This window comes from Martinezella sp. CNPSo 3957, assembly GCF_057784395.1.
Genome location: NZ_JBXSOU010000001.1, coordinates 732334 through 749585 on the forward strand (window position 1 = coordinate 732334; position 17252 = coordinate 749585).

The 17252-nt window shown below is 60.0% G+C and carries 15 protein-coding genes; 9 read left to right on the top strand and 6 right to left on the bottom strand.

What is annotated here, in order from left to right:
- Window positions 1–58: 58 nt before the first annotated feature.
- A complete protein-coding gene (locus AC13QE_RS03405; protein ID WP_488482579.1) occupies window positions 59–715 on the bottom strand; it encodes a TetR family transcriptional regulator in 657 nt (218 codons plus the stop codon).
- Window positions 716–1469: 754 nt separating this feature from the next.
- Here AC13QE_RS03405 and AC13QE_RS03410 point away from each other — a divergent pair.
- The 5 genes from AC13QE_RS03410 to AC13QE_RS03430 all read left to right on the top strand — a co-directional run bounded on the left by AC13QE_RS03410 (window position 1470) and on the right by AC13QE_RS03430 (window position 5782).
- Entirely contained in the window at window positions 1470–2042 is a 573-nt protein-coding gene (locus tag AC13QE_RS03410; RefSeq protein ID WP_112339527.1) for an RNA polymerase sigma factor, read from the top strand.
- Window positions 2035–2487: a hypothetical protein gene (locus AC13QE_RS03415; protein ID WP_132717962.1), complete on the top strand. Its 453-nt coding sequence runs from the start codon at window positions 2035–2037 to the stop codon at window positions 2485–2487. Before AC13QE_RS03410 ends, AC13QE_RS03415 begins: the two co-directional genes overlap by 8 nt.
- Complete coding sequence (locus AC13QE_RS03420) at window positions 2484–2936, top strand: periplasmic heavy metal sensor (RefSeq protein WP_488482580.1); 453 nt, start codon at window positions 2484–2486, stop codon at window positions 2934–2936. Before AC13QE_RS03415 ends, AC13QE_RS03420 begins: the two co-directional genes overlap by 4 nt.
- A gap of 75 nt (window positions 2937–3011) precedes the next feature.
- Complete coding sequence (locus AC13QE_RS03425) at window positions 3012–4559, top strand: DUF1800 domain-containing protein (RefSeq protein WP_488482869.1); 1548 nt, start codon at window positions 3012–3014, stop codon at window positions 4557–4559.
- Between the two features lie 2 nt (window positions 4560–4561).
- Window positions 4562–5782: a DUF1501 domain-containing protein gene (locus AC13QE_RS03430; protein ID WP_488482581.1), complete on the top strand. Its 1221-nt coding sequence runs from the start codon at window positions 4562–4564 to the stop codon at window positions 5780–5782.
- A gap of 48 nt (window positions 5783–5830) precedes the next feature.
- Here AC13QE_RS03430 and AC13QE_RS03435 read toward each other — a convergent pair whose 3' ends face one another.
- Window positions 5831–7012, bottom strand: a complete 1182-nt coding sequence (locus AC13QE_RS03435; protein ID WP_488482582.1) for an MFS transporter — start codon at window positions 7010–7012, stop codon at window positions 5831–5833.
- A gap of 190 nt (window positions 7013–7202) precedes the next feature.
- Here AC13QE_RS03435 and AC13QE_RS03440 point away from each other — a divergent pair, with 190 nt between their 5' ends.
- A complete protein-coding gene (locus AC13QE_RS03440; RefSeq protein WP_488482583.1) occupies window positions 7203–7916 on the top strand; it encodes a FadR/GntR family transcriptional regulator in 714 nt (237 codons plus the stop codon).
- Here AC13QE_RS03440 and aspA read toward each other — a convergent pair.
- Complete coding sequence (gene aspA, locus AC13QE_RS03445) at window positions 7888–9315, bottom strand: aspartate ammonia-lyase (RefSeq protein WP_488482584.1); 1428 nt, start codon at window positions 9313–9315, stop codon at window positions 7888–7890. The two genes, AC13QE_RS03440 and aspA, sit on opposite strands and share 29 nt — an antisense overlap.
- Window positions 9316–9588: 273 nt before the next feature.
- Between aspA and AC13QE_RS03450 the strand changes: the two genes are divergently transcribed.
- Both AC13QE_RS03450 and AC13QE_RS03455 read left to right on the top strand, forming a co-directional pair.
- Window positions 9589–11040, top strand: coding sequence for an amino acid permease (locus AC13QE_RS03450; RefSeq protein ID WP_488482585.1), 1452 nt, complete (start codon window positions 9589–9591; stop codon window positions 11038–11040).
- Window positions 11037–11999, top strand: coding sequence for an asparaginase (locus AC13QE_RS03455; protein WP_488482586.1), 963 nt, complete (start codon window positions 11037–11039; stop codon window positions 11997–11999). Before AC13QE_RS03450 ends, AC13QE_RS03455 begins: the two co-directional genes overlap by 4 nt.
- A gap of 70 nt (window positions 12000–12069) precedes the next feature.
- Here AC13QE_RS03455 and AC13QE_RS03460 read toward each other — a convergent pair whose 3' ends face one another.
- Entirely contained in the window at window positions 12070–12315 is a 246-nt protein-coding gene (locus AC13QE_RS03460) for an SMc00767 family acetate metabolism repressor (RefSeq protein ID WP_015342730.1), read from the bottom strand.
- A 26-nt stretch (window positions 12316–12341) separates the two neighbouring features.
- On the bottom strand, window positions 12342–13631 hold the full coding sequence (gene aceA, locus AC13QE_RS03465) for an isocitrate lyase (RefSeq protein WP_488482587.1): 1290 nt from the start codon (window positions 13629–13631) through the stop codon (window positions 12342–12344).
- 206 nt (window positions 13632–13837) lie between these two features.
- Between aceA and AC13QE_RS03470 the strand changes: the two genes are divergently transcribed.
- Window positions 13838–15250 (top strand): helix-turn-helix domain-containing protein, encoded by a 1413-nt coding sequence (locus AC13QE_RS03470; RefSeq protein WP_488482588.1) that lies wholly within the window; start codon window positions 13838–13840, stop codon window positions 15248–15250.
- Between the two features lie 77 nt (window positions 15251–15327).
- Here AC13QE_RS03470 and AC13QE_RS03475 read toward each other — a convergent pair whose 3' ends face one another.
- Window positions 15328–17049 carry an ABC transporter ATP-binding protein gene (locus AC13QE_RS03475; RefSeq protein ID WP_488482589.1) on the bottom strand — a complete coding sequence of 574 codons (1722 nt, stop codon included), beginning with the start codon at window positions 17047–17049 and terminating at the stop codon, window positions 15328–15330.
- Window positions 17050–17252: the final 203 nt, after the last annotated feature.

A 17252-nucleotide genomic window follows, 5' to 3' on the forward strand; every position in this document is an offset into this window, starting at 1 on the left:
CGGCAGAGGCTTAAAACCGCCATCGTTGGTTCTCTTCAATTCCGAAGGGAAAACCGTTCTAGGCTTTTTCCGGTATCATCGCGGCAATCGCCAGCTCCTGCGCCTGTGCCAGCGGGAACCAGGTCTTCAGCACCATCTTTATGAACATCTGTCCACACGGGACCAATTCGAAGCTGCCTCGGTCGAGGGTCCATTCGGTGATCAGGCCGCCGATGACCGCTGTCAATGCGGAAGAGGCGGTATCCGGCGTCCAGGGAGCCGGAAGTTTCGTCTTTTCATCCATAAGGGTGAATATGCGTTCGAAATTTTCATGCATGTCGTGCCGAAACGAACTCGCCCGGCTCGTGGTGCCGTCGCAAAACGCCATGTCGAGATGCATCATAACTTTCAGCATGCTGCGCTTGCGCGGGTCGCTATGAATATCGTCAAATATCGCGGCAATGGTATCGGCGATGAGATCAAGCGGGTTGGGCGGCAGTTCCTTCGACATCCGCTCCGCGAGATCCTTGAACGGCTGCTGGGCCTCGTCGCGAATCGCAAACATCAGCCCTTGCTTGTTCTTGAAATGCCAATGCACTGCCCCCCGCGTGACACCGGCGGCTACGGCTATCTCTTCCAGGCTGACATTCTCGTAGCCCTTGTCGAGAAACAGAGCTTTTGCGGATTGCAAAATCTCGTTCCTCGTTTCTGCCGCCTCCTCCTTAGTTCGCCTCATTCACCTCTCCACAGAAACCGATGTTCAAGCTGCGCCCCTCTTATTGATATTCTTCTTCCATCATACCGTTCAGTGCTGGAGCCCATATACCAGCGATGCTCAACGGAGTGGAGGTATTTATCTATCCTCAAAAATTGAGCAAGCAAATCGTAACAGAATATATCCTGTCAAGCGCTATAAGCCATGCGCAAGTTTGCGTGAGCAATTTCCCCCATCTTGTGAAGTGAGAATCGGAAAGTGTAGGTGCTGATATAGCCCTGATGCGAAATATATTGGCCGGCGATCCCCGGTCCGCTTGTTCCGGAAGCGATGTGGTATTCAAGGTGAAACCTATGATGCATTTAGCCTGCGGCGTCCGCAGATCCGTCAGCTCATATCGATCATCGAGGTCTTGATCCCCCCGTCATGCGGCGGGTCTGATCGCCATGGCTTTGGTCGAACACTGGTGGACCGATCGTCAAGCGATCCGCTGCTGTTCCGACCTAGCTTGAGCTTTCGTCTGTCTTCTTGCAAGCTGACGATAGCTCGAGCGCAAATCGTCTTTCAGCGTGGAAAGAGAATTCGAAAATTCCTGGGATAAGAGCGACGGATTTGCATAAGCGCCGCGTTCAATTCTCGTGAACCCGCGTTTGATGTCGAAGGATGATACGCTGACCGAGATGCTGCGATCCAAGTGGCACTGTTTGCCGGCTATAAGGCTGAGGCCGAGGTGCCATGCAACTATCGCAGTGAACTGGAGCGGTGGCGATTGTCGATGAAGTGGGATCGCGCGCCCAAGAGTGGCGACCAGGATGAGGATCTGCTTGGCCGAATCGCTGCGGGCGATGTTTCGGCAATGCGCATGATGGTCGCGCGGCAATTACCGCGCATCGTCGCCGTCGCGACCCGCATGCTTGGCGATGCGGCCGAGGCCGAAGATGTGGCGCAGGAGACGTTTTTGCGCATCTGGCGAAATGCCGGCGGCTGGCGCCAGCGCAATGCGCGCTTCAGCACCTGGGTGCATCGTGTGGCGATCAACCTTTGCTATGATCGCCTGCGCCGCCGCAAGGACGTTCTTGCCGAACATCCGCCTGACATCGAATATGAAGGGCCGGCGCCGGATGCGGACTTGATGAGCGAGGACGATCCGTCGAGACGCGTCGAACGGGCCTTGCAGATGATTGCGCCCCGGCAGCGCGAGGCGATCATTCTGGTTTATTATCAGGCGCTGTCGAATGTCGAGGCGGCTGAGGTCATGGATGTCAGTGTCGATGCACTGGAAAGCCTGCTTGCGCGTGGAAGGCGCTCCTTGCAGGGACTTTTGTTGAAGGATGAGGGCGATGGTTGAAAATATCGCGGGTCCGATGAATGCCGAGCGGTTCGAAGCGCTGACTGCGGCCTATGGCGGTGATATCGGCCGATGGCCGCAGGCCGAGCGCGCGGCCGCGCGGGATTTTGCCAAGGGTACCGCCGCCGCGCAAACACTTGCGCGCGCCGCCGATCTGGATGCGCTGCTTGACACCTACGTCGTAAGACCCCGTCACACCGGCCTGGAAGAGCGAATCCTCGCAAAGCTCGTGCGGCGCCTGACGATACGAAACTGGTTCCGCTTCGGGTCGGCCGGGATCGGCCTTGTGGGGATCGGTATCGCCGGCGCGCTTGCCGGCAGCATTGCAATCGCCGTCTTGGTTCCGAGTCTGACATCCGATACCTCGATCGTCTCCGATGGAACCGCGACGATGTTCGGGGATATCGGCCCCGACGCAGGCGTAGCGCAGCAGGATAGCCAATGACGGACCGAAGCTTTCGAATAGTGGTTATCTCTCTGCTGGTGCTGAATACGTTCCTGATCGGAGCGTTGGCCGGTGGCGGCCTGACATGGATCCGCAAGACACAGGCGCGTTCCGAAATGATGCCGCTCGCCGGCGAGCAATTGCCATCGGCCCAGAAGAAGGCCTTGCGTGCCGCGCTCAGCGAGGCACGCAAGGGCGAGCGCCAGACCATTCTCGAGGCGCAGCAGGCAAAGATCGATGCAGCCTCCATCCTCGGTCAACCCACGCTCGATACGGCGGCGCTTTCGGCGGCGCTGGCAAGGGCGCGCGATGCCGATATGGCCCTGAGGGCGAAGGTCGAACAACGTGCCGTCGATTTTGCGGCAACGCTTTCCTACGACGAGCGTCGGGCGCTATCGGAAAGTCTGGTCCGCCGCAGCATGCCCAAGGCTGCCGCTGCCACAAAATGATCACACTTGCCGAGCGACGGATCGAAACCAAGCCTGCGTTAAAGGAGCATGTCTGAAGCAGGAGTTGGCAAGGCCATGGCACAGCAGTCCAATGATGTTTACGCCGCGCTCGCTCTTTCCCGTTTCGGGTTAGGGGCAGACCACAACGGCACCGCTTCGATCGCAGCCGATCCGCGCGGTGCATTGCTGGAAGAAATCACCGAGCGTTACGTCCCGGTTCCAGTCGGGCCGCAGCTGCAATCCACGGCCGATCTTCTCGTTTCTCTCTATGCGTTCCAGGAAGAGCGCAAGCAGGCCAGGCAGCAGGCGGCAGCCGCTGTGCCGCAGGACAAGCAGATGCAAGGCCCGCCGCCGCAGAAGCCATCGGTGCAGCCTCCGGGTGCCATGCCAGGGCAGCAGAACAATCAGGCAATGGCCACTCAACCGAATAATCAGGCCCAGCGGAATACCCAAGCTATGGGGGCTGCCATCGGCAAGGCAGTCGAGAAGCTGGAAAAACCCGCAACGCCTTACCTTCCACAGCAGGTCCTACTGGCGGAAGTGGATGCCCGCTTCAACGGCACGATCCGGCAGCCATTGATCGGTTTTGGCGAGCGGCTTGCCATGTTCTGGGCAAATCACTTCGCTGTGGCCGTCTCGAAGAGCGAGGAAGTTCATATCGTTGCCGGCGCCTTCGAGCGGGAAGCGATCCGGCCGCACGTCTTCGGTCGTTTCGCTGATATGCTATTTGCCGTCGAGACCCACCCGGCCATGCTTGCCTATCTCGATAATCAGCAATCGATCGGGCCGAACTCGAAAGCCAATGCCAACAAGAAGCGTGGCTTGAACGAGAATCTCGCCCGCGAGACGCTGGAACTCCACACACTCGGCGTCAATGGCGGCTACACGCAGGCCGATGTGACGACGCTTGCCAGGATCATCACCGGCTGGACGGTGGCACGCGCCGACGGCAAACTCGGGACGCCGGGCACCTTCGTCTTCAATGCCGGCGCGCACGAGCCTGGCGATCAGACGCTGCTCGGTCTCACCTATGCGGACAACGGCGTGGGGCAGGGGCGGGAGGCGCTGCGCGATCTTTCCCGCCACCCGGCAACGGCACAGCATATCGCCACCAAGCTCGTTCGCCATTTCGTCGCCGATACCCCGCCGCCAGGACTTGTCCAGACTGTTACGGCGACCTTCAGCAAGACGGATGGTGATCTTTCCGCCGTCTATCGGGCGCTCGTCGGCTCCGAGGATGCATGGAACCCGACACTGTCGAAGGTTCGCTCTCCGCTCGAATTCATGACCGCACTTTTGCGGGCAAGCGGCGAGACACCGAAGCCGAATGTCATCCTCGGCGCGTTGACCGCCATGGGCCAGCCTTTCTGGGCGCCAGCCGGCCCTAACGGCTTTGCCGACACCGCCGATGTCTGGGCTTCCAGCGAGAGCCTGAGCATGCGCATGGATGTTGCCAACATGATCGCGAATGCGGTGCCACCCCAGATCGATCCCCGGAGTTTCGTATCCGACAGCCTGGGACCGCTTCTTTCGAGCGAAACGCTGCAGGCGGTATCGCGTGCGGAAACCCGCAAGCAGGGCCTGACGATCGCTTATCTTTCTCCCGAATTTCAAAGGCGCTGACCATGACCTGCGAACTCATGACCCCCACCCGTCGTGCCGTGCTTGGCGCTTCCGGCGCCTTGTTTGCCTGGGCTTTCATCCCGCGCTTCGCCCATGCCGCCGGCGGACGCGACCCGCGTTTCATCACCATTATCCTGCGCGGCGCGCTCGATGGTCTGACAGCTGTCCCGCCCGTCGGCGATCCGGACTACGCGGCATTGCGGCAAGCGATCGCCCTGACGACGAGCGGCCCAGACGCGGCGTTGCCGCTGGATAGCTTCTTTGCCTTGCACCCGTCGATGCCGAATTTCAACAGGCTCTATCGCGCGGGGCAGGCGGCCGTCGTGCATGCCAGTGCGACGCCCTATCGCGATCGGTCCCATTTCGACGGTCAGGACGTGCTGGAGTCCGGTTACGAAATGCCCGGCCGCGTCGAATCCGGATGGCTGAACCGGATGCTGGAGGGCCTTCCGAAGGGCGACAAGGTTTCACCGGGAGCTTCGGAGATCCGAGGTCTCTCGGTTGGTGCCAATGCACCGCTCGTCATTCGCGGCAGGGCGCCGGTACTCGGCTGGTCGCCGTCGACCCTCCAGCCGGTGAGCGATGATCTACCGCCGCGGCTGATGGATCTCTACAACCACACCGACCCGCTCTTTGCGAAAATCCTCACTGAGGGCATTTCGACCGGCAAGATCGCCGCCGGCCTCGATGTCAAGGCGAAGGGAGGGCCCGGCGATCCCACTGGCATGGCACAGATGGCGAGAGGGGCCGCGCGCCTGTTGGCCCAAGACGATGGCCCTCGCGTCGCAGCACTGGCCTTCGAAGGATGGGATACCCATGCCGGAGAGGTCGATCGGCTGAACAAATTGCTCGTCGGGCTCGACAATTCCTTTGCCGCTTTCCAGCAGGAGCTTGGTCCGGCCTGGAAGGATACGGCCATTCTTGTCGCAACCGAATTCGGGCGAACGGCGCAGGTCAACGGTACACAGGGCACCGACCACGGCACTGGAACGGCCGCCTTCCTCGCCGGCGGCGCGATCAGGGGTGGTCGGGTCATCGCCGATTGGCCCGGTCTCAAGCCGGCGCAATTGCGTGATGGCCGCGATCTTGCCGCCACGACGGATCTGCGCGCTGTCGTCAAGGGTATCGCGGTCGATCTGCTTGGCGCGTCACCGGCGCTATTGACGCGCGATGTTTTCCCGGGCTCCGATCACGTCCTGCCCATGAAAGGGCTGATCGCCTGACTTGTATGCCGGCGGTCGTTGTTAAGGACCGCGGCCTTCCAATAGAAATTACGTGAGAGCGGCATTTGGAGGAACGGCGCCGCTTCGCCTTTCGCTCGTAGCCGAGAGGATGGCAACCACGCAGGCCAAGGCAAGGGTGATCGCGCCGAGCACCGGCAAACTGCGATAGCCATATCCGCTCTCGAGCAGTACAGCACCGACGCTTGCTGCGATCGCGATCCCGATATTGAACCCGGACGGAATGAGCGAGGAAGCAAGGCCTGGTGCATCGGCGGTCCACATCAGGATGCGAGCCTGGATAGGGGTGCCGATGGCAAAATTAAGCGCGCCCCAAACGAAGATCGCCACACTCATCGGCAAGGGGTAGGGGCTGACCAGATAAAGGACGACGAGTATCGCGGATTGAATGGCGAGCATCGCGATAAGCGAGGGCATCAGCTTCCAATCCGAAAGTCTGCCACCGATCACAACTCCCAATGTCGCCCCGACGCCATTGAGCAGGAGAACCCAGGGAATAAGCATGGCATCAAGGCCGGTCACTTCACGCAGCAGCGGCGTTATGTAGGTGAACGGCACCATCTGGCCGATCATCAATGCGAGCATCATGATGAGAGATGTCCAGACCTGCTGGCGGCCGAGAACACGCACCTCTCCGCTCAAATGGCCGGATTGCTGAGTTTCTGCCTTCGTCTGTGGGATCAAGACCCATATTGCGACCAATGCGAGGACGCCAACCAAGGTCATCGCCCAAAACGTGGTTCGCCATCCCCAAAGTCCACCGATCGCCGCGCCCAGAGGAACGCCGACAATATTGGAGACCGTCAGTCCTGCCAGGATCACGGAAACCGCACGTCCTCGAAATTCCGGTGGGACGAGGCCGACCGCGACCACCATGGCAATCCCGAAATAAGCGCCGTGGGCAATTGCGGTCGCGACGCGGAAGAGGAGCATGGCGGCGAAATCGGGCGCAAGCGCGCAGGCGATCTGACCCAGGCAAAAGGCGATCATCAGAGCGACCAGAATGGTCCGGCGCGAAACCTGTCGTGTCGCCATCGTTAGGAGTGGTCCGCCGAGTGCGATTCCCAGTGCGTAACCCGATACCAGATAGCCGGCAAAAGGGATCGAGACATCGAGACCCTGCGCCACGTCCGGAAGAATACCCGCGATGACGAACTCGGTCGTGCCGAAAGCAAAGGCGGCCAGAAACAAAGCGAAGAGGGGTAAGGGCACGATGACGTTCCACATAAAGGAATAGGGATTTCTTTATATCGCCGGCGAAAGCGGTATCAAGTGCAAGTTGTTGCCGATGGCGTTATCAACATAAAGTCGGCTTTTCGAATTGTGTTGCTGCCCGGCGAGCAAGCGCCATTTCGTGAGCCGATCCTTGACAAGCGCGGAATGTTTGTGAAGTTTGACTGTCATGAGTGAGGTGGCTGATTGGTTATCTTATACAAGTCCGATCAGTCGGAAAAACGCTGCCGAAGCAGTGTTTGATGATATTCGTTCGGCGATAACATCGGGACGGTTGGCGGTAGGGATGCGGCTGCCCGCCGAGTCGCAGCTTGCCACGCGTTATGGTGTCAGCCGCCCGATCATCCGCGAAGCACTCCGGTCGCTTCAAACGCTCGGCCTAACCCAGACACGTACCGGCAGCGGCACCTATGTCGTCACCGCGACGCCAGGTCCGGAGCTCCGCTATGGCGGCTATTCCGCGCGCGACTTGATCGAAGCGCGTCCCTTCATCGAAGTTCCTGCCGCCGGCTGGGCGGCGCTGCGGCGCACAGAGCAGCAATTGGCGCGATTGCTTGAACTTTGCGATGAGATGGACCGGGAAGAAGACCCTTTGAAGTGGGTAACTCTGGACTCGGAATTCCATTCGATGATTGCCGAATCTTCCGGAAACGCCGTCTTTGCCAAGATCGTTTCCGACGCCCGCGATGCACTGATGCGCCAATCGGAGCTGGTCAACATGATGGCGCAGCGCCGCGTGGCCTCGAATGTCGAGCACCGCCGCATCGTCGAGGCGATTGCGGCGGCATCGGAGGAGGGGGCCATCGCGGCCATGGAGGCCCATCTCGGTCAGGTCAAACGCGTGGTGACCACGATCATCGGCGAGGATCAGCCGCATCGTTGAGAACAGCGGGCAAGTTGGCGAGGCGCTCCGGCCGTAGTGCCTCGAAGAGCTCCTCTGCGGTCAGGTATCCATGGTCCAGCACGATTTCCGGCACTGTGCGTCCGGTTGCCAGCGCCTCCCGAGCAACCTTGGTTGCCGCCTGATAGCCGATCAGCGGATTGAGTGCCGTCGCAAGGCCGATTGACTCCTGCAGGCGCTGCGCCATGAGAGCCGGATTGGCCGTGATGCCGTCAACGCAGCGCTCGGCGAGGATATGGCAGGCGGCGGTCAGATGCATGATGCTTTCCGACAGTGAGCGCACGATGATCGGTTCGAAGGCATTGAGCTGCAGCTGTCCCGCTTCCGCCGCCATCGTCACGGTGATGTCGTTGCCGATGACCGAGAAGGCCACCTGATTGACCATTTCCGGGATCACGGGATTGACTTTGCCGGGCATGATGCTCGAGCCCGCCTGCATCGCCGGCAGCGTGATCTCGCCGATGCCGGCGCGAGGACCGGAAGAGAGCAGGCGCAGATCGTTGCAGGTCTTCGACAGCTTGACCGCGACGCGCTTCAGTACGCCGGAAAGATGGACGAAGGCGCCAGGGTCCTGCGTTGCTTCGATGAGGTCGCTTGCGGTGACCAGCGGGCGGCCCGTCAGCCGGGCAAGATGGGTGCAGGCAAGGGCGGCATAGCCGACAGGCGCATTGAGGCCGGTGCCGATGGCAGTAGCGCCGAGGTTGACCTCATGCAGAAGGGCGGCCGATTCGATCAGGCGGGATCGATCTTCCCCGAGCATGACGGCAAAGGTTCTGAATTCCTGACCAAGCGTCATCGGCACGGCGTCCTGCAGCTGCGTGCGGCCGATCTTTAGAATGCCGTCGAATCCCTTGGCCTTGCGCTCGAAGGCTTCCTGCAGCGTTTCCATTGCCGCCGCGAGATTGTCGATCGCTTCGATGAGCGCGACATTGACGGCTGTCGGGTAGGCGTCGTTGGTGGATTGGCTGAGATTGACGTGATCGTTCGGATGAAGGTGAGCATAGTCGCCTTTGGCATGGCCGAGCAATTCGAGCGCGCGGTTGGCGATGACCTCATTGGCATTCATATTGGTGGAGGTGCCGGCGCCGCCTTGAATAACGTCGACGACGAACTGGTCGTGAAGCTCGCCGGCGCGGATTTCGTGGCAGGCGCGCACGATTGCATCGAGTTTGTCTTCGCTCAGCAAACCCAGCTCGTGATTGGCAAGAGCGGCTGCTTCCTTGACGAAGGCCAAGCCTCGGATGAGATGCGCATAGCGGCCGATCGGTGTTCCCGTGACCTGGAAATTCTCCACGGCTCTTGCCGTGTGCACCCCCCAATAAACCTCGGCGGGAATATCCTTCTCGCCCAGCAGGTCATACTCGCTTCGCGTCTTGACCACATTATCCTCCTACATGGAAATCAAGCTAAATCTGTCAAGCTGTATGACAGATTTAGAAATCTGTTATCCCTTCGCTCACGCCCCGTCAATAAGTGTCGTTTGGCTTGACCCGTCGTTATTTCTGTGTCTAAGAGGAAATCTGTCATACAGCATTACAGCATGACCGGCGATCGTTAAGCTCGATCGACGGCCAGATTAAGGCAACGGCATCCGGTCGGGTGCAACATCAGCACCCCGGATCCGCTCATGGACAAACGGCTCGAGGGAGGAGCAATGTCAGTCGAACCTATTCAGAATATTCCGGCAGATCGCCGGCCGCCGGTCAATGAGGACCTTGGCTATCACAAGGCTTTGAAGCCGCGGCAGATCCAGATGATCGCCATTGGCGGCGCGATCGGCACAGGTCTCTTCCTTGGCGCAGGCGGACGCCTTGCCGCGGCAGGCCCGGCTCTCATCTTCGTCTATGCGCTCTGCGGTTTCTTTGCCTTTTTGGTGCTGCGCGCGCTTGGCGAGCTCATCATGCACCGCCCGAGTTCCGGCTCCTTCGTTTCTTACGCCCGCGAGTTCTACGGCGAGAAGATGGCCTTTGCTGTCGGCTGGATGTACTGGCTGAACTGGGCCATGACATCGGTTGCAGATGTGACGGCTGTTGCCCTCTATATGAACTTCTTCAAGCACTACGTTCCCTGGCTTGCCGGCATCGACCAGTGGGTCTTCGCGCTGATCGCGCTGATGGTGGTGCTCGCCATGAACCTTCTGTCGGTGAAGGTCTTCGGCGAGCTCGAATTCTGGTTCAGCCTGATCAAGGTCCTGGCGTTGGTCAGCTTCCTCGCCATCGGTATCTATTTCGTCGTGTCAGGTACGCCGATTGCCGGTCATTCCGCTGGTTTCAGCATTATCAGCGATAGCGGCGGTTTCTTCCCCAATGGCATCTTGCCGGCCTTCGTCATCATACAAGGCGTGGTCTTTGCCTATGCATCGATCGAGCTGATCGGCACGACCGCCGGCGAAACCGAAGATCCGCGCAAGGTGATGCCGGGTGCGATCCGCACAGTAGTCGCCCGTCTGCTGATCTTCTATGTCGGCTCGGTGCTGCTACTGTCGCTGCTTCTGCCCTATACGGCCTACAAGGCCGGTGAGAGCCCGTTCGTCACCTTCTTCGGGACGATCGGTATCCAAGGTGCCGATATCATCATGAACCTCGTCGTGCTGACGGCCGTTCTGTCCTCGCTCAATGCCGGCCTTTATTCGACGGGTCGTATCTTGCATTCGATGGCGGTTTCGGGCTCGGCACCGGCAGCGCTCGCCAAGATGAACAAGGCCGGCGTGCCCTATGTCGGTATCGCCGTGACGGCTGTCGTGACCGTCATCGGTGTGGCGTTGAACGCGGTCGTGCCGTCGGCCGCTTTTGAGATTGCCCTCAATATCTCGGCGCTCGGTATCATCTCCGCCTGGGGCGTGATCGTATTGTGCCAGCTGAAGCTCTGGAAGTTGTCGCAGCGCGGCGAGATGGCCCGCCCGGATTTCCGCATGTTCGGCGCGCCCTACACCGGTATCCTGACGCTCGTTTTCCTCTTCGCGGTGCTGGTGCTGATGGCGCTCGACTATCCCGTCGGCACGTGGACGATTGCCTCCCTCATCCTGATCGCACCGGCTCTGGTCATCGGCTGGTATCTGCTGCGTGACCGCATCTATTCGCTGGCGGCCGAGCGGGGTCAGTCGTGACGGCAGGGCAAGCCAACCCGCTGGTGGCAGTCATTGCCACCGGCGGCACCATTGCAAGCGAACGCACCGAGAGCGGCGCCAGCATCCCTTCACTGACGGGGGAGAGCCTGCTGGCACTGCTCCCGGAGATGCCTGTCGATCTCAAACCCATCGAGCTGATGGCAAAGGATTCGGCGAGCCTGACGCTTGCCCACATGCAGGAGATCAGCGACAAGGTTGGCGAGTTGCTTGCGGATGATGTCATCAACGGCATCGTCATCCTGCACGGCACGGACGCTATGGAAGAGACGGCGCTGCTCGTCCATCTGCAGCATGGCCTGAATAAGCCCGTTGTGTTTACCGGCGCGCAATTTACCGCTGATCATCCCAAGGCCGACGGGCCTGGCAATCTTGCCGCTGCCGTTGCCGCCGCCATCGATCCGACCAATGCGGGCCGCGGCGTGCTCGTCTGTTTTGGCGGCCGTCTGCTGCCTGCCTGGGGACTTTATAAGCACTCTTCTGATGTTGCCGACGCTTTCCGGCAAGCGAGGCCGCTTGAAAATCCGCCAAGCCCGCGCCTTGCGGCGGCACTTGATAACGTGCGGATTGATGTCGTTGCAATCTACCCTGGCTGTGACTCCGTACATGTGGATGCGAGCCTCAGGGCCGACGCCCATGGCATCGTTCTGGCTGCCCTCGGTTCCGGCAATGCCAATTCGCGTCTGGTCGAAGCCGTCAGGCGGTGTGCCGATGTCGGTGTACCCGTCGTGGTTTCCAGCCGCGTACCGGATGGATTGCTCGTTTCCAGCTATGGCGGTGGCGGTGGCGGACATGATCTTGCTGCGGCCGGTGCAATCCATTCCTCGACGCTACGCCCGGGGCAGGCGAGAATTTTGCTGGCAGCCCTCGTCGCGTCCGGCGCGAGTGAGGAGGCGATCGAACGCGCGTTTGCAGATTTCGTCAGCGACGCGACGCCCTGATTGCAGTCACGAAAACGGGCCGCCCCCTCGATTGACGGCGCGGCCCGATTATTCGCTGAATCTGTCTCCGTTATGCCGTTTGCGTTGCCTTGGCGACGACGACAGGGATCAGGAGATCGCCCCAGTTGCCGTTGCCGCCGTGGTGGCGGGCCGAGCGAACCAGTTCGACCGAAACGCCAGCCTCGACCGCATTCATGACGGTCTGGTTGAGGCGATGCAGCTCATTGGCCAGCATGCGGATGACCGCCTGCTGATCGGCATTCATGGTGAGAGATTGCTCCTCGGCTCTCTCGCGAACGCGTGCTATCGATGCCATGTCATTCTCCTCCTAAGATCCTGATATCACTCTGCTGCCGGTTTGAATTGGGCGTGCTCGGTCGATCCGTGCATGGCCGTTGTCGATGACTGGCCGCCGGTGATCGCCAGCGAGACCGCATCGAAATAGCCGGTGCCCACTTCGCGCTGATGCTTGGTGGCGGTGTAGCCATTGGCCTCGGCTGCGAATTCGACTTGCTGCAGCTCGGAGTAAGCCGCCATCTGGCGAGCCTTGTAACCGCGGGCGAGCTCGAACATGCCGAAATTCAGCTGGTGGAAGCCGGCAAGCGTTATGAACTGGAACTTGTAGCCCATCGCACCCAGCTCGCGCTGGAACTTCGCGATCGTCGCGTCATCTAGGTTCTTTTTCCAGTTGAAGGACGGCGAGCAATTGTAAGCCAGCAGCTTGCCGGGATGGACCCGATGCACGCCCTCGGCAAATTTACGCGCCTGCTCCAGATCCGGCTTCGATGTCTCGCACCAGATGAGGTCGCAATGCGGCGCATAGGCGACGGCACGGGCGATGCAGGGCTCGATGCCGTTCCTGACCTGATAGAAGCCTTCGACCGTCCGGCCGGCGTCGCAATCGACGAAGGGCTGGTCGCGTTCATCGATGTCCGAGGTCAGAAGTTTGGCGGCCTCGGCGTCGGTACGCGCAACCACGAGGGTCGGCACACCCATGACGTCGGCAGCAAGCCGTGCCGCGTTGAGATTGCGGATATGCGCCGCCGTCGGAATGAGGACCTTGCCGCCAAGGTGACCGCATTTCTTCTCCGATGCCAGTTGGTCCTCGAAATGGACGCCCGCGGCACCCGCCTCGATATAGGCCTTCATGATCTCGAAGGCGTTCAGCGGACCTCCGAAGCCTGCCTCAGCATCGGCGACAATCGGTGCGAACCAGGTGTCGACGGAAAGCCCTTTGCCTTCGGCAGTCTCGATCTGGTCGGCGCGTTGCAGCGTGCGATTGATGCGCTTGGCCAGCTCCGGTCCTGCATTGGCAGGATAGAGCGATTGGTCGGGGTACATGGCCGAGGCCGTATTGGCGTCGGCGGCAACCTGCCATCCCGAGAGATAGATCGCCTTCAGACCGGCGCGAACCATCTGCATGGCCTGGTTGCCCGAGAGCGCGCCGAGCGCATTGACGAAATCCTCCTCGTGAATGAGCTGCCAGAGGCGGTTCGCGCCCATCTCGGCCAATGAATGCCGGATGGTAATCGAGCCGCGCAACCGCTTCACATCCGCGGCCTGATAGGGGCGCTCGATACCGTCGAAACGGCCGGCGGGTGCGTTGGGAACCAGTTTGTAAAAATCTGTCATGCGATTCTCCCGATACTTCCTCTCGATCCTCCGATCGATCTCGATTGCACGACTATTTTTACAACATCGATGCTGCAAGAGCGAGGAAAACTAGAAAGCGCCGTTAGATAAAAGGGTTATGATGTGTTATTGTTGACATTGGGCTTCAGTAAAGTTGTAAATCTTGTAAAATATTGCCGACTCGAGAATTGTAAAAGGTATGACTCATGGTTGAGCGCAAAATCTTTGCCGGACCGAAGGTTCGACGCATCCGCATGGGCCTCGGTTTGACGCAGACGACGATGGCGCAGGCGCTTGATATCTCGCCGTCCTATCTCAATCTCATCGAGCGCAATCAGCGGCCACTAACCGTGCAGCTGTTGTTGAAGCTGTCGGCGGTCTACAAGGTTGATCTCGACGAATTGCAGGGCGAGCAGGGCGGCAGCGCAGGGCAATTGCGTGAAATCTTTGCCGATCCGTTGCTGGCAGGCGAGATCCCCGGCGATCAGGAACTGATCGAGCTCGCCGAAGCAGCGCCGAATGCGGCAAATGGCATGATCCGGCTTTATCGCGCCTATCGCGAGCAGGCCGCAAGACTGTCCGATCTCGCCGAGCTTCTAGGCCGCGAGGGGAGGGTTGCCGAGGTCGCCGGACCGCGCCTGCCGCTCGACGAGGTTCACGATCGCCTGCAGTCGCGTCCGAATTTCTTTGCCCGCATCGAAGATGCTGCGGAGACCTTCCATGAACGCCTGTCGCCCGGGGACGACCTGGCGGGCGCGTTGAAGGCACGGCTGAAAGCTGAGCATGGCATCGCGGTACGCCTGTTGCCGGTGCACGCCATGCCTGGCTTGCGTCGGCGCTATGACCGGCATTCGATGCGGCTTTTCCTGTCGGAGCGTCTGTCGCCCTTCGATCAGATCCGTGAGATTGCGACAGAAGTCTCTCTTTTGGCCCTGCGCGAGGAAATCGCCGCCGAGCTGAGCTCCCTCACGCTTTCGACACCAGAAGCCAACCGCATCGCTCGTTTCGAGCTAGCGCGCTACGCGTCCCATGCGCTTCTGATGCCCTATGGCGCCTATCTCTCGGCAGCGCAGCGACTGCATTATGATATCGAAGGTCTTGGCGCTCGCTTCGGCGTCTCCTATGAGCAAGCCGCCACGCGGCTGAGCAGCCTGCAGCGTCCGGGTGCATCCGGCATCCCGTTTTTCCTGATGGAGATCGACAATGCCGGCCATCGCCTGCGCAAGGCGGGGGCACAAGGCTTTCCGCAGGCGCGCTTCGGCGGCGCCTGTCCGAAGCTCAATATCCACGCCGCCTTCGCTCAGCCCGGACAGATATTGGTGGACGCTACCCAGATGCCTGACGGTGCTGGTTTTCTGACCGTATCGAGAACGATCGAGGGACCGCGGGCCGACTTCGGAGAAAGAGTGCGCCGCACGGCACTTCTCATCGGTTGCGATATCGCCCATCGCGACGAGGTGGTCTATGGCAAGGCGCTCGGCACCAATCACGTCATGATCGGTCCTGCTTGTCGCCTATGCGAGCGTCAGGGCTGCCTGGCGAGAGCAGAACCGCCGGTCACGCGTCCCCTTGGCCTCGATGAAGTGGCGGCCGGTCTCAGTGTGTTTGATTTTCAGTGACTGCATTGATTGTCACCGCTCGAAAGAAGGCCGGGATGCCGAGCCTAGCTCCTCTTTTCTCTGATCTTGCAGCCAAATCAGGCATAAAGCCCGAACTGTGCATTATGCAGCCGCGCATAAGGGCCGCGACGGGCAAGCAGCTCGTCATGCGAGCCCTGTTCGACAATGCCATTATTGCCCATGACGATGATACGGTCCGCATTGCGGATCGTCGATAGCCTATGAGCGACGACCAGGGTTGTGCGCCCTTTCGCAAGCTCCAATAGAGCCTGCTGGATTGCGTATTCGGTCGCGGTATCGAGCGCGGACGTGGCCTCATCGAGAATGAGGATCGGCGGATCTTTCAGGAAGATGCGGGCGATCGCTAGGCGCTGCTTCTGCCCGCCCGACAGCTTGACGCCGCGCTCGCCCGTTGGCGTATCGAGGCCGGCGGGCAGGGAGCGGACGAATTCGTCGAGCGAAGCGCGCTGCAGCGCTTTCATGATGTCGTCGTCCGTCGCGCCGAGCTTTCCATAGCCGATGTTCTCGCGGATGGTCGAACCGAACAGGAAGACGTCCTGTTGCACGATACCGATCTGACTGCGCAGCGACGCTTGGGTCATGTCGCGGATATCGATGCCGTCGATCGTGATGCTGCCGGCGGTTACGTCATAGAAGCGGGGTAGCAGCGAGCAGATCGTCGTCTTGCCGGTACCTGAAGCGCCGACGAAAGCGACGGTCTCGCCGGGCGCGATCGTGAGAGAAAGATCGCTAAAGATCGCAACTTGGTCGGAATAGCCGAAACCGACATGGTTGTAGGCGATATTACCTTTCAGATGATCGACCGCGATCGCATTCGGCCGGTCGGCAAGATCGGGTTCCATATCGATCAGCGACAGGAAGCGTTTGAAGCCGGCAATGCCCTTCGGATAGGTCTCGATGACAGAGGTGATCTTGTCGATCGGGCGGAAGAAGACATTGATGAGCAGCAGGAAGCTGATGAAGCCGCCATAGCTCAACTCGCCCGATATGACGAACCACGTTCCCGCCATCATCACGATCAGCTGTACCAGACGCGTGCTGAAATAGCTGAGCGCGATGCTTGCCGTCATATAGGCATAGCCATCGAGCTTGGTCGCCTTGTAGTCCTCGTTGTCGCTGGCAAACAGCTGGCTTTCGTATGTCTCGTTGGCGAAAGCCTTGACCACACGGATGCCGCCGACCGTTTCTTGCATGCGCGTGTTGAAGTTGCCGACCTTACCGAACAAGCTGCGTGAGTTCAGCGTCATCTTCGAGCCGTAGCGGCTGACGAGCCAGGTCATGAACGGCACGATGGTCGTCGTCAGTAGCGCCAGCTTCCAATGAACGCTGAACATCAGCAGGAAAGCGCCGATGAAGGTCATGATCGCGATGAACAGGTCCTCAGGGCCATGGTGGGCGATCTCGCCCACTTCCTCGAGATCCTTGGTGACGTGGGTAATCAGATGACCGGTGCGGTTATTGTCGAAATACCGGAAGGAGAGCTTCTGGATATGATCGAAGGCCTGGCGGCGCATGTCGGACTCGATCGAGATTCCAAGCGCGTGGCCCCAATAGTTGACGATCGCTGACAGGCCCGTCGCCACGGCATAGACGACGAGCAGGAGAGCAGCCGTTGCAAAGATCAGACCCCAGTCCCGGCCGGGCAGCAGCTGGTCGACGAAGATCTTGACTGCCAGCGGAAAGCCAAGCTCGAGAAGGCCGGCAAGCACGGCACAGCCGAAATCGAGGAAGAACAACGTCTTATAGCGGGCGTAATAGGAAAAGAAGCGACGTAGCATGAATGCCCTCCATGGGCATCGAAGAGGATGTCGATAGATGAGAATGGGCCGGTCAGCAGCCACATTCGGCGTTGCCGTTCAGCGTCAATTTGTGCTGAAATTTCTCATCTGGCGATCCTCCTGCTTGAGTCGCGCGATTGGTATAACCGGCGCGTGCAGTCTTGTCACCTCCAAAATGGTAAGCAATCGCTGCCGTGGGGAGG